This is a genomic window from Weizmannia sp. FSL W8-0676, assembly GCF_038593015.1.
GTDB lineage: Bacteria > Bacillota > Bacilli > Bacillales > Bacillaceae_C > Weizmannia > Weizmannia coagulans.
This window is the reverse complement of the sequence record NZ_CP151954.1, coordinates 2,746,894-2,759,619: the sequence shown is the minus strand read 5'-3', so window position 1 is coordinate 2,759,619 and position 12,726 is coordinate 2,746,894. Positions and strand designations below refer to the sequence as shown.

The window sequence follows — 12,726 nt, the reverse complement described above, 5'->3', positions numbered from 1 at the left end:
TATTTTGTAAGTGATTTTTTATTTTTACCCTCAACCTCTGCCAAAATTTTCACTTACTGCCAAATAGATCGCTAAAAATTTAAATGGGATGTCCATCAAATTTAATTCCTCCCACATTTAGGTGATCTAATGAAAAGATTTTGATAGCCCCCCGAAGGAACGAATTGGAAATGAAGGCCGGCCGTCATCCGGAAATTTTCCGGGGGACAGGGAGCGAGCGAAAACGCCAAAGGATCAGTTGTAAATGTGATTGCTGAATGGAACACGGGCGTGAAAGCTGGTGGGCTCCGCTAACACGAAGAGGCGTAATAACGATTTGCGGTTTGCCTTCCTTTTTTGCAGGGTACGAAATGAATGAGGAGTGATGATCCAATGCAAAGAGTGGAGGCAGATATGAATGAGTAGTGAACGGAAACCGGGCCAAAATGAGAAGGATCGCCAACTGGAACAGTTTCGCTCCATTGATGAAGGAAAACCAATGACGACAAACGAAGGGTTAAAACTTTCAGAAGATGAATTTTCTCTGAAAGCGGGCGAACGCGGCCCGACTTTGATGGAGGATTTCCATTTTCGTGAAAAAATTACCCACTTTGACCATGAACGGATTCCTGAACGCGTTGTCCATGCAAGAGGTTATGCTGCACACGGCGAATTTCAGGTTTACGAATCCATGAAACCTTATACAAAAGCGAAATTTTTGCAGGATCCTGCTGTAAAGACGCCTGTTTTTGTGCGCTTTTCAACAGTTGCCGGGTCGCGGGGGTCGGCAGATACCGTCCGGGATGTGCGCGGATTTGCAGTAAAGTTTTACACGGAAGAAGGAAACTATGACCTTGTCGGAAACAATATTCCGGTTTTCTTTATCCAGGATGCCATTAAATTCCCGGATTTGGTGCATTCCTTTAAACCTGAGCCCCATAACGAAATTCCACAGGCCCAAACGGCACATGATACGTTTTGGGATTTCGTTGTGAACAACCAGGAATCTGCCCATATGGTGATGTGGCATATGTCGGACAGGGCGATTCCGAGAAGCTTCCGGATGATGGAGGGATTTGGCGTCCATACATTCCGGTTTGTAAACGAAGAAGGAAAGGCCTGCTTTGTTAAGTTCCATTGGAAACCAAAACTCGGTGTCCATTCGCTGGTATGGGACGAAGCCCAAAAAATTGCCGGGAAGGACCCGGATTTTCATCGCCGCGATTTGTGCGAAGCCATTGAGATGGGGAATTATCCGGAATGGGAGCTCGGCGTCCAGATGATTCAAGAGGAAGATGAATTTGCTTTTGACTTTGATATCCTCGATCCGACGAAAATCTGGCCGGAAGAAGAGATTCCTGTGAAAATCATTGGGAAAATGACGTTAAACCGCAATGTCGATAATGTCTTTGCCGAAGCGGAGCAGGTTGCCTTCCACCCCGGCAATGTTGTACCGGGAATTGATTTTACCAATGATCCACTGCTGCAGGGCCGCTTGTTCTCATACACGGATACGCAGCTGATCCGCCTGGGCGGGCCGAACTTCCATGAGCTTCCGATTAACCGGCCGGTGTGCCCTTTCCATAATAACCAGCGCGACGGATATGGCCGCCAGACAATCAATGTTGGCCAGGTCAGCTATCATAGGAATTCGCTTGCAAATAATACCCCGTCTGTTTCCAGCGTACAGGAGGGCGGTTATGCACATTACCAGGAAAAAGTGGAAGGCCGTAAAGTGCGAAACCGCAGCAAGAGTTTCGAGGATCATTTTTCACAAGCCATCCTGTTTTGGAACAGCATGGGGGAACCGGAGAAACAGCATATTATCCAGGCCTTCAGCTTTGAACTCGGCAAAGTAAAAAGCAAGTCGGTCAAGCAAAAGGCAGTCGATATGTTTGCCAATGTCAGCACCAAGCTTGCGAATGCGGTCGCAAATGCAATTGGCGTAAATCCGCCTGAAAACGCAGAGGATCCAAAACTGGAAAAGTCTTCTCCGGCGCTCAGCATGCTGAACACGGTGATGCTTCCTGACACACGTAAAGTCGGCGTGATTCTCGGTAGCCAATTTAATGGGCCTAAAGTGGCAGCGGTCGTGAAAGGCTTGCAGGCTGCAGGCGTCCAGCCCGTCATCATCAGTGATAAAGCAGGTGATGTAAAAGGTACAGACGGGACTATTTTTGAGGCAACAGAAACATTCCTGACAAGCAGTTCTGTTTTATTTGATGCGATTTATGCAGCAGGCGGGCAAGGGTCAACCCCTGCATTTGAAAAAAATGCCGCGCAATTTATTCATGAGGCTTTTATGCATTATAAAGCAATTGGCGCCACGTTTGACGGCGTTGTATTTCTGGAAAAAGGAAATCTGTTAAACCAGGCGGGAGTGGTCACGGGAGAAGATCCCCGGCAATTTACAGAAGAATTTTTAAAGGCGATTGCAGCTGACCGCCATTGGGACAGGCGTTTGATATGATTTTAAGATAGCAGGGAGCGGCGGATTCTCCCTGTTATTTTTTTTACATCCAAAGATTGGGTGGACTGCAGTTTTTGGTGTAGAGAGTTTTCACGAATGGTATAATAAAACGGATGTTCAATACTTAACAAATCGAGGGATCACATGTACAGCATAGAAGAATTTGACCGGCAAGGCATGCACTTTTTCCGTTTGAAGGGGGAGGGGGCTTTTGTGGAAGTCTGCCCTGAACGGGGCGGAATGATCACAGCCATTCATATTGCAGATGAGGATTTGCTGTATATGAATGAGGAAACGCTGTTTAATCTTGATAAAAATGTCCGCGGCGGGATTCCGGTTCTGTTCCCAATCGCGGGGCAGCTCAGGGGCAAGCAGTATGAATGGGAAGGCCAGGTATATCAAATGGCCAACCATGGGCTTGTCCGGACGCGCCCTTTAGAAGTGGCAGGCCAATCGTGCGGCATGGATCATGCGGAAATCACTTTGGCATTCCATAGTACACCGGAGACGCGTATTTCCTATCCGTTTGATTTCGAAATGCAGTTAACGTATCGCTTAGCGGGCGGAAAAGTAACCATCCTGCAGAAAGCCACAAACCGGTCAGTAGACTCGATGCCGATTTGCCCGGGGTTCCATCCATACTTTGCCATCCGGGATAAAGCGCTGGAACTGGAGACCGCTGCAACAACTTATTTCGATTACAATGGCCACAAAGAAAAGCCACTTACTGGGAAACTGGAGATGGCGGGATTAAAAGAATCCGTGATATTTGAAGGTGGTTCAGTAAAGGCAGCTTTCCATGCCACAAAGGATCTCGCCATTGAAGCAGACGAACATTTCCGTTACACTGTCGTTTGGGTGGAAGGGGATGCGCCTTTCGTCTGCATCGAACCATGGGTCGCGAAAAACGAAGCGCTGAACACGAAAGAAGGGCTGATCCTTGTAAAACCGGACAAACCCATTGTACTGGAAGTGAACTTTTACCTGGAAAACAAATCATAAATCATTCAGCTGTTGCTGATGACCCGGAATTTTTCCGCCATTCCTATGAGCAAAAATTTCAGCTTTCATGAGAAAAAGCGGCGATTCCCGGACAATAGAAGGTATCGCTGCTTTATTTGCCATTTTCATTACGGTTTATCTGCTTTTAAAGTTTCTGATACCGTTTTTTCCAGGGTTAGCGGGTTTTTAGAACGCAATAAAATGATCCCAAAAATGCCCATGACCGCTACATCCACAAACTGGTGGGGATTCACCACCATTAATCGTGCCTCAGCGTTTTTTTTCTGTATCTTGTATAAAATAAAACATCACTTTTTCAGTGTCTTCCGGAAAATACAGCGGTTTTTTTCATCTGAATGGGGCATGTTAATGAACAAAACCAGTTTGGGGTGAACCAGTTATGATGACAAAACGGCACTTGTATTTTAATTTGGCGATCATAGTGATTCCATGGGCGTCCCTTCTATTTTTAGGAAGGCGTAATGTGAAACGCTATGCTTTGGCGAGTGCTTGTATTGGTTTGTTTGAAATTATAAATCATTTATTTGGCCATATGCGGAAGTGGTGGAAGTTTTACGATAAAAAAGTATCCTTTCTAAGGGATGAGCTGCCTTTCAGCGTCGGCCCGTATATGCCGCTATCGATGTGGATTTTAAAGTATTCGTACGGAAACTTTAAAAAATTTGTACTGATGAACATTATTGCAGATGGACTTTTTGCTTTTCTGTTCATAGATGTATTAAAAAAGTTGCGGATTGTCTCCCTTAATCAGCTGAGCCACATTCAATTTTTTATATATCTTCACTATAAGGCTTATTTGTTGTATGGGATGCAGGGATTGTATGAAAAGTTAAGAAAAAGGGGAGGAGTGCCGGTGTAAAGGGTAGTAAGACAGTTTTCCAAAGGCAAATCGCCGGTGTTTTCAATTTTTCAATCTCATGCAAAACCTGCGAATGGTGATGAGGCCGGGGGATTGTAACTGCTCATTTGAAAACCATGGCGGGATCTTCATCCACAGTTTCTCTTTTCTATCCAACTGCCATCAAATTGAAAAAGCATCGACTTTGCTTTTGCCCCTTCGTTGCATATTTGTTTGTTTCATTTCCATACTAAAAACAAGGAGGGATGGCCATGCCAAAGTGGAAACACGATGCAGAACAAAAGAACAAAGAAGGCTTTGACTCAGCTAAAACTGATTCTGAATATTCAAGAGAATTGCAACAGCTGGGCGATGGTGCGGGCAGTGCGGCGGCCAACCGCATGCACAAAGAAAAAGCGAAAAAGATGAAATCATCCAAAAACCAGGGAGAATGGGAAGGAATGCATTGAAAATGGAGTCTTCACTCTTCAGGAGTGAGGGCTTTTTTATATTTGGTGGTTTGGGAACCTTGTATCACAAGGGGATTCATTTTGTCCTAAACTACAATAATGCTTATTACTAAAACTTGAAACAGCAAACTATTCATTATGGTCGCTTGCTTAACAAAGGAGGTCTCTATGTAAAGGAATGCTATTCATTATGCTCGCTTTCTTAACATAGGAGGCCTCTATGTAAAGGAGTGTCATCCCTTATGCTCGCTTTCTTAACATAGACGGGCTCTATGCCAAGAAGCATGTTGTTTTTTTCTGAGTATCTTAACATAGAGGCCCATGCCCGCTTCTAACGCAGCGCCATCCTAAGAATGGCGCCATTCCTTTCTTTTTTACGATACATATGCACAAAGCGGGGAAACATGATGGTTTTTTGCGGGGTATCTTCTGCAAAATGCATCTTTTCAGTCTGAAAAAAACCTCCCGCTGTTTTCCTGGCCTCGGGGAAGTTGATAAAAATAAAACCAGCAGGACGAAGGGTGCCCTGCTGGTTTCTGTTAGTTTTTATTGACCGAAGCATCATAGATCGATTTGACTGCTTTTTCCAAAGCGGCGTTAAATTCTTCGTCTGTCTGGCTGGCGTTGAGTTCTCCGGTTAAAGCACGCGAAAAGCTTGCGATGATGCCATCGTTTTCTTTCAGTTTTTGATTGGCTTCTTCGCGGGAATAGCCGCCGGAAAGGGCAACAACGCGGATAACGCGCGGGTGCTCAACCAATGCTTTGTAGACATTTGGCACGGTCGGAATGGTGAGCTTCAGCATCACATGATCCTTTTCCGGCAATTCGTTCAGATGATTGAGTAGTTCTGCCTTTAACAATTCCTCGCATTTTTCTTTGTCTGCACTATGGATGTCTACTTCCGGTTCAATAATCGGAACGAGGCCTGCCGCGAGGATTTGTTTTGCCACTTCAAACTGCTGGTCAACCACGGCTTTAATGCCTTCCGGGTTGGCTTCCTTAATGACGGAGCGCATTTTGGTCCCGAAAATATGGTGTTCATTTGCACGCCGGAGTGTCGCATCCAGATCCGGGATCGGCTTCATCAGCTGAACGCCGTTTTCAAGATTCGCAAGCCCTTTGTCCACTTTTAAAAATGGGACAATGCCTTTTTTCTCGGCCAGGTATTCCGCAGTGTACAAGCCTTCAATCTGGCGGTCCATCGTTTGTTCGAATAAAATAGCGCCGAGGATGTATTTGCCATCAAAAGCCGGAGAAGTGATGATTCTTGTCCGCATTTGGTGGATAAGATCAAACATTTCGTCTTCGTTTGAATAGGCATCTTCCGGCACGCCGTAGTTTGCCAATGCTTTCGGTGTGCTGCCGCCGCTTTGGTCGAGCGCCGCAATAAAACCTTTTCCGTTCTTAACTTTGTCGAACTGTGTTTGGTTCATCCTGATCTCTCCTTATAAGGTTTTTTGAAGGGTTTCTTTTTCTTCATATCCCAATGAATGAAAAAGAAACCTCTATGCATAAGCATAACACTACTGATTGGGAGAAAAAAATATATTGAATATATTCATTTGCATGCCCCCTAAAAAAGAAGACGGGCGGTTATTCCGGCACGCGGTTTTGCTCGCTGAATCCCATCCAGAAAACGAGCACAAGGCTTGCGAGGGCCACTTCCGAAAGGGACATGAAGCCGATCGCATAGCTTTTGGTCAGCCCGTAAACGAATGTTAAAAGGAGCGGGGGGAAGAAACCGCCGAGCCCTCCGGCAGCTGCGACGATGCCATTTACCGTCCCCGCCTGGTTTGAGAAATAAAGCGGAACGAGCTTGAAAACCGCACCGTTTCCGATACCGGCACAGAAAGCGACGGCAAGGCAGCCAATCGTAAACAGCGTAATCCCGAGGCTGAAGGAAAGCAGGATGCCGGATATCGTCAACCCGATGAAGGTGAATGCCAGCACCGTATAAGGATTATATTTATCGGAAAGAAAGCCTCCGAGCGGCCGCAGCAATGTTGCCAGCAAAATAAAACCCGCTGTCCGCATACCGGCATCTACTTTGGCGAGGGAAAAATTCGACACCAAAAAGTTTGGCAGGTAGACAGTAAAGGCAACGAACGAACCGAATGTAATAAAGTAAAAAATACTGAGGAACCAGAGCCGCCTGTCCCGGTACACTTTTTTCAACTCTTCCGCAAACGCCCTGTTTTCTTTTCAAGTGCTTTCCATTCTTCGACCGCCAGTTTCCCGTTGGTGGCGCCGGACATAAGGAGAATCGCTTCAATCGCCTGCTTGTCGGACGATAAATCCGGGAGCCCTTTTCCAACCCCTTCCCGCTGTGATTTTCCGAGGCGGGAAAGCAAATCTTTATAAACGCCTTCGCCGGGGATCTGAATGCCTTTGCTGCCGTATCCGTTTTGAATGTTCGGGCCGACTGTGGTCATTTTTTGAAAAACATTCGGATAGTCGCGCTCCACAATGACGAAGTTTGGCATCGTTTTGCCCGGTACCGCCTCCGCTTCGCCTTTGCGCCAGTCTTTCACTTCCCCGAACGGCTGGCCGATTTCATTCGGCGTGTCTTTGCCGAGTGGCGTCATGACAAGGTCTTCGCACGCCGGCAAGTGCTCTTTTGCGAGTTCCGAAAATGTTCTTCCGATCTCCTTAAACGCTTCCCAGTCGCTTTTCGATTCCCACGGCGGGGAGATCGCCGCGTTAAACGGGTGGACGAACGGGTGCATGTCGGTGCTTGAGAGGTCAAATTTCTCATACCATGTGGCAGCCGGCAAAACAATATCCGAAAACAGGCCGGAACTGGTCATCCGGAAATCCATGCTGACAAACTGATGCGCGCTTCGTACCGGTACTGGTCCGTTACAAAGTAGAAAAAAGATGTGCCGTTTTGGAAGCGTTGCGGTTTTGTCCAGTCGTTGGCAAAGGCGATTTGCTGCCAGCCTTCGAGCGGGCGCACTTTTTCTTGCCCGACATAATGGGCCCAGCCGCCGCCGTTTACGCCTTGTGATCCCGTCAGCATGACCAGGTTTAAAATGCAGCGGTAAATTTGGTCGCTGTGGTACCAGTGGTTGGTCCCGCCGCCCATGGCTATCATCGATTTTCCGTTTGTGCGGGCGGCATTGTCGGCAAACTCGCGCGCGACCTGGATGACGTGCGCTTTTTTCACGCCGGTAATGCTTTCCTGCCAGGCCGGGGTGTACGGCGCGTTTGCGTCATTGTAATCCGCCGCGAAATCGCCCGGCAGGCCGCGGTCCACGCCGAGGTGCGAGCAGAAAAGATCAAATACAGTGGTAAACTTCACCGTCTGCCCGTCTTTTGTCTTTAACCGTTTGACCGGGACCGCCCGCTTGATCGTGCCGCCTTCCTTATCGGCAAAGTAAGGGAAAGTGACAGCCACGGTTTCATCATAGTCATCCATAAAACTTAATTTCGGATCGATCGCACTGCCGTCGTCTTTTGTCAGCTCGAGATTCCACTTGCTGCTGCCGTCCCAGCGGAAACCCTGGCTGCCGTTCGGGATCTGGGGGCTGTTTGCCGCCTTGTCCCAGACAAGCGTTTTCCATTCGCCAAGTTTTTCGCCGTCCGTGAGATCCGTTGCCCGCAGAAAACGGCCGGACCGGGCCTCCCCGTTTTTTTCGTCAATTTCAACGAGAAAAGGCAGATCCGTATATTTTTTTGCATAATCGGAAAAATATGGCGTTTCGCGGTCAATGTAAAATTCTTTTAAAATGACATGCGTCATTGCAAGGGCAAGCGCCCCGTCCGTGCCGGCGCGTGCAGGCAACCAAATATCCGCAAATTTGTCGTATTCGGCATAATCCGGGCTGATACCGACAATCTTTGTCCCGTTATAGCGGGATTCCACCATAAAATGGGCATCCGGCGTCCGCGTTTGCGGCAGGTTTGTGCCCCAGATGATAAAGTATTTGGCATTATACCAGTCCGCGCTTTCCGGAACGTCCGTCTGTTCTCCCCAGATTTGCGGGGAAGCGGGCGGGAGGTCGGCGTACCAGTCGTAAAAGCTCAGGATCGTGCCGCCGATCAACGATAAAAACCGGGTGCCGGCCGCATAGCTGACCATCGACATCGCCGGGATCGGGCTGAAGCCGGCGATCCGGTCGGGGCCGTACGTTTTGATCGTGTAAATCGAGGCAGCGCCGATGATTTCACACGCCGTTTTCCAATCGGCGCGCACAAAACCGCCTTTTCCTCTGGCACTGACATACCGGGCGCGTTTTGCTTGGTCTCCGGCAATATTCGCCCATGCCGTGACAGGGTCATGGCCTTTTTCTTTTTCCGCCCGCCAAAGTTCGATTAAGTCCTGGCGAATATAAGGGAATTTTACGCGGGTCGGGCTGTACGTATACCAGGAAAAGCTCGCCCCCCGCGGGCATCCGCGTGGTTCGTATTCCGGGAAGTTGCTGCCGGTTGTCGGATAGTCGGTGTACTGCGTCTCGGCTGTGATGATCCCGTCTTTCACGTAAACCCGCCAGCTGCAGGAGCCGGTGCAATTGACCCCGTGCGTGGAGCGGACAATGTTGTCGTAGCCGTAACGCCTGCGGTAATATTTTTCTGCATCGCGCGAGCGCGGGCTTTCTTCCGTCCAGCCGTCGTTGATCCGTTTTCCGCGTTTTAAATGCCTCAGCCGCTGAAGCAGCTTGTTGTCCTTATACATGGCCGTCATTTCCTTTCCCGAATGGATTGAAGCGTTCGCCCGTTAACCGGATGCTGCCGGATTCGGCCCGGAGTTCTTCTTCCACGACTTCGAAGTCCTGGGCATTGGCGCTGGCCAGAATGAGCCGCTGCAGTGTATTCGGATCGTTTAATTGATAAATGGTTTCAATGAATGCCGGGGGGATATCACCGAAACGCATACGCATAATGGTGATCAAATCTTCGCGATCCTGGATCAAATCTGCGTCTTCAAACTGGAACATGTTTTCACCTTCCCTTATCAGCTTTTCATCATTTTGTAGTAATCTGCAATCAGCACTTCTTTGCATGATTCCGCCGCTTGATTGAAAAATTCCGCCACTAGCGGCGCGTTTTCAATATCGGAGAAGGAGAAGCATTTTCTTGTTTCATGTTGAAAACGATCGCCGTAGCGTAACACCACTTCAATCCCGTTTTCCTTTTCAACGCCCGCCGGATCTGCGTCATACAGATGAATATGATGCAGTTCAAATGTCTGCATGAACGTATGGTAAAGCGGCGGGGAGACGGAAAACAGCGGTTTTTCCTGTTGTTCTTTCATGATTCACACCTCTTCAATGATGGGGGAGTACGCTTTCTTCTTCGTGATTATGTATTTCATCGATACAAATCAAGGCATAAAATTGCCGGACGGTTTGCCGATCCAGCTTTTCCTGCTGCAAATCCTTTTTTACTGCCTGTGCCAGTTTCCGCATTAGATCATGGTCGCGGTCAAGGGCGGTGAGCTTATCCTTCATGTTTTCATTTTCGGCAAGCAGCTCCGGGTACAGGCCTTCCTCCTCTGCCTGCGCGTGCGCGAGCGTCCTTGTTTCCCAATGTTCAAGCAGAATCAAAGCAGTTTTCAGCGCCTCCGCGTGCAAATTTTTCCCGAGCAGCTGCGCAAGCAAATCCGTTAAATCGCGGGCTTCATTTAATGCTGCTTCATGGATGGACGAATGGCTGTCCGCGTGCCTTAAAGATGGTCCTGACATGTTTTCGCTCCTTTATGTTGGATGTGGAATCGTTTCCCATATTCTAATGTTAAGATTGTCCCAATGGCCCCGATAATAAGCAAAAAATGGAGAATGGGGCAGATTTTTGCCGGATTTAAAGTGACCACTCACTTTTTATTGACAGCCAGCTTTCTTCATGGCAATATAGTAAGTGAGTCATTACTCACTTATCTAAAAGAGGAGGGCCGGGGATGGAAGCTGCGGTTGTGATGGAACATATAAGCAAGCAGTTCGGGAAAAAGCCTGTGTTAAACGATATCCGTTTGAAAATCGGGAAGGGCCGGATTTACGGCTTGATCGGGCCGTCGGGAGCAGGGAAAACCACTTTGGTCAAAATGATGGTCGGGATGGAAAAAACGGATGCCGGCACGGTCCATGTGCTGGGAGAAAAGATGCCGAATCTTGAAGTTTTGCAGCATATCGGCTATATGGCACAGTCAGACGCATTGTATATGCAGCTGACCGGAAAGGAAAACCTGAAATTTTTCGCATCGCTCTATAAAATGGGGAAGGCGGAACGGCATGAGCGGATTGCCTACGCGGCGGGCCTTGTCCATTTGCAGGATGACCTCAATAAAAAAGTGTCTGCCTATTCCGGCGGGATGAAACGGCGGCTGTCGCTTGCGATTGCGCTGATCCAGGATCCGGAATTGCTCATTCTGGACGAACCGACTGTCGGCATTGACCCGGAACTAAGGGCAAATATCTGGGATGAACTGCTCCGCCTCAAAAATGAAGAAGGCAAAACGATGATCGTCACGACGCATGTGATGGATGAAGCGGAAAAATGCGATACGGTCGCCATGATCCGGGAAGGAAAAATTTTGGCGCACGGCTCACCGGGCGAGTTGAAAGCAATGTATGAAGCAGCCGGCTTAAATGAAGTGTTTTTGAAAGCGGGGAGGACCGGAAAATGAAGAGAACCAGCTTTTTGCTCGATACGGCCGGATTAAAAGAACTGCTTCAAACAGATGATGCAAACCGGATATTCCTGAAAGCAGGGAGAGACGGGCAATGAGGACAGCCGCACTCATCAAAAGAATTTTGTTGGAAATGCTGAGGGACAAACGCACATTGGCGCTGTTGTTTCTCGCGCCGCTGTTGATTTTGACGCTTATGTACTTTTTCTTTAACGGCAGCTCAACCAGCCCGAGACTCGGGATCAGCCACGTGGACGCAAGCCTTGTAAAAGTGTTGGATAAAGCGGATATGAAAATCAAACACTATGAAACAGTAAAAGATCCGGAGCAAACCGTGCTGAATGGAAATCTTGACGGGCTGCTTGAGAAAAAGGGTGGATCGTATGTCCTCACTTTGCAAAACAATGATCCGTCTACTGCCAAATCGCTGCAGATGAAAGTGAAGCAGGCGATTGCGGCGGAATCCACGCAGCAGCTGGCCGAACAAATCAAAGCACAGGCAAAGACGCTTCAAGACGTGCAGAAAATCATTGCCTTGCAAAATGAGGCGCAGCATATTTTGATCAAACAGGTTCCCGCACAGTCACCCGCCTTTGGGAAAGTGCAGCAGCTGGAAGAACAGGCGGAAAGAACGAAACGCGTGTTGCAGGCGCCGGTCAAAGTGGCTTTTTCCAAACCGGATGTATCAGCAAAATATGTATACGGCAATAGCCATACGGCATATTTTGATGTGCTGAGCCCAATTTTGGTGGGTTTCTTCGTTTTCTTTTTCGTATTTTTAATCTCCGGCATTGGGCTTTTGAAAGAGCGGACAACGGGCACGCTCGACCGCCTGATGGCAACGCCGGTCAAGCGGGGCGAAATTGTGGCCGCTTATTTGGCGGGTTTCGGCATTTTTGCTGTCATCCAGACCGTGATTGTCGTGTTTTACGCGGTGAACGTGCTGGATATGGTGCTTGCCGGTTCACTCTGGAATGTCCTGCTCGTTAATTTGATGCTCGCGCTTGTGGCGCTGTCTCTCGGGATTTTATTATCGTCTTTTGCGGCTTCAGAGTTTCAAATGGTACAGTTTATTCCGCTTGTCGTGGTGCCGCAGATCTTTTTCTCCGGCATTATTCCGTTAAAAGGGATGGCCGTCTGGCTGCAGGCGCTTGCAAAAGTGATGCCGATTTATTACGGTGCCGATGCCTTAAAGCGGGTCATGTATGAAGGCATGGGCCTTGGGGATGTATGGAAAGACTTGACGGCGCTTGTTGTTTTTGCAGTGATTTTTATTCTGCTCAATATTGTCGCGTTGCGGCGTTACCGTGCGCTGTAAAGG

At 48.3% G+C, this 12,726-nt stretch carries 12 protein-coding genes and 2 pseudogenes; 7 read left to right on the top strand and 7 right to left on the bottom strand.

Annotated elements, in window-relative coordinates; all coding sequences use genetic code 11:
• Nucleotides 1–397 precede the first annotated feature (397 nt).
• Nucleotides 398–2,449 carry a catalase gene (locus NST20_RS13620; protein ID WP_342399656.1) on the top strand — a complete coding sequence of 684 codons (2,052 nt, stop codon included), beginning with the start codon at nt 398–400 and terminating at the stop codon, nt 2,447–2,449.
• A gap of 144 nt (nt 2,450–2,593) precedes the next feature.
• Nucleotides 2,594–3,451, top strand: coding sequence for an aldose epimerase (locus NST20_RS13615; protein WP_342399655.1), 858 nt, complete (start codon nt 2,594–2,596; stop codon nt 3,449–3,451).
• Here NST20_RS13615 and NST20_RS13610 read toward each other — a convergent pair.
• On the bottom strand, nt 3,446–3,580 hold the full coding sequence (locus NST20_RS13610) for a hypothetical protein (protein ID WP_017554043.1): 135 nt from the start codon (nt 3,578–3,580) through the stop codon (nt 3,446–3,448). The genes NST20_RS13615 and NST20_RS13610 overlap by 6 nt on opposite strands.
• A gap of 271 nt (nt 3,581–3,851) precedes the next feature.
• Between NST20_RS13610 and NST20_RS13605 the strand changes: the two genes are divergently transcribed.
• Both NST20_RS13605 and NST20_RS13600 read left to right on the top strand, forming a co-directional pair.
• A complete protein-coding gene (locus NST20_RS13605; RefSeq protein WP_342399654.1) occupies nt 3,852–4,331 on the top strand; it encodes a hypothetical protein in 480 nt (159 codons plus the stop codon).
• 251 nt (nt 4,332–4,582) lie between these two features.
• Nucleotides 4,583–4,780: a hypothetical protein gene (locus tag NST20_RS13600; RefSeq protein ID WP_258921074.1), complete on the top strand. Its 198-nt coding sequence runs from the start codon at nt 4,583–4,585 to the stop codon at nt 4,778–4,780.
• 539 nt (nt 4,781–5,319) lie between these two features.
• Here NST20_RS13600 and NST20_RS13595 read toward each other — a convergent pair.
• The 6 genes and pseudogenes from NST20_RS13595 to NST20_RS13570 form a co-directional block, all read right to left on the bottom strand.
• On the bottom strand, nt 5,320–6,213 hold the full coding sequence (locus NST20_RS13595; protein WP_017554048.1) for a fructose bisphosphate aldolase: 894 nt from the start codon (nt 6,211–6,213) through the stop codon (nt 5,320–5,322).
• Nucleotides 6,214–6,373: 160 nt separating this feature from the next.
• Nucleotides 6,374–6,961, bottom strand: a pseudogene (locus tag NST20_RS13590) (MFS transporter); the annotation flags it as partial.
• Between the two features lie 8 nt (nt 6,962–6,969).
• Nucleotides 6,970–9,455 (bottom strand): annotated as a pseudogene (locus NST20_RS13585) (molybdopterin-dependent oxidoreductase); the annotation flags it as partial.
• Nucleotides 9,448–9,717 carry a hypothetical protein gene (locus tag NST20_RS13580; RefSeq protein ID WP_017554051.1) on the bottom strand — a complete coding sequence of 90 codons (270 nt, stop codon included), beginning with the start codon at nt 9,715–9,717 and terminating at the stop codon, nt 9,448–9,450. The gene NST20_RS13580 and the pseudogene NST20_RS13585, both read right to left, overlap by 8 nt.
• 17 nt (nt 9,718–9,734) lie before the next feature.
• Nucleotides 9,735–10,034: a hypothetical protein gene (locus NST20_RS13575; protein ID WP_340713984.1), complete on the bottom strand. Its 300-nt coding sequence runs from the start codon at nt 10,032–10,034 to the stop codon at nt 9,735–9,737.
• A gap of 13 nt (nt 10,035–10,047) precedes the next feature.
• On the bottom strand, nt 10,048–10,464 hold the full coding sequence (locus tag NST20_RS13570; protein ID WP_342399653.1) for a hemerythrin domain-containing protein: 417 nt from the start codon (nt 10,462–10,464) through the stop codon (nt 10,048–10,050).
• A gap of 212 nt (nt 10,465–10,676) precedes the next feature.
• Here NST20_RS13570 and NST20_RS13565 point away from each other — a divergent pair, with 212 nt between their 5' ends.
• The 3 genes from NST20_RS13565 to NST20_RS13555 are packed head-to-tail and all read left to right on the top strand — an operon-like array spanning nt 10,677 to nt 12,723.
• Complete coding sequence (locus NST20_RS13565) at nt 10,677–11,402, top strand: ABC transporter ATP-binding protein (RefSeq protein ID WP_342399652.1); 726 nt, start codon at nt 10,677–10,679, stop codon at nt 11,400–11,402.
• Nucleotides 11,399–11,503 carry a hypothetical protein gene (locus NST20_RS13560; RefSeq protein WP_014097127.1) on the top strand — a complete coding sequence of 35 codons (105 nt, stop codon included), beginning with the start codon at nt 11,399–11,401 and terminating at the stop codon, nt 11,501–11,503. The genes NST20_RS13565 and NST20_RS13560 overlap by 4 nt, the downstream gene beginning before the upstream one ends.
• Complete coding sequence (locus NST20_RS13555; RefSeq protein ID WP_342399651.1) at nt 11,500–12,723, top strand: ABC transporter permease; 1,224 nt, start codon at nt 11,500–11,502, stop codon at nt 12,721–12,723. Before NST20_RS13560 ends, NST20_RS13555 begins: the two co-directional genes overlap by 4 nt.
• Nucleotides 12,724–12,726: the final 3 nt, after the last annotated feature.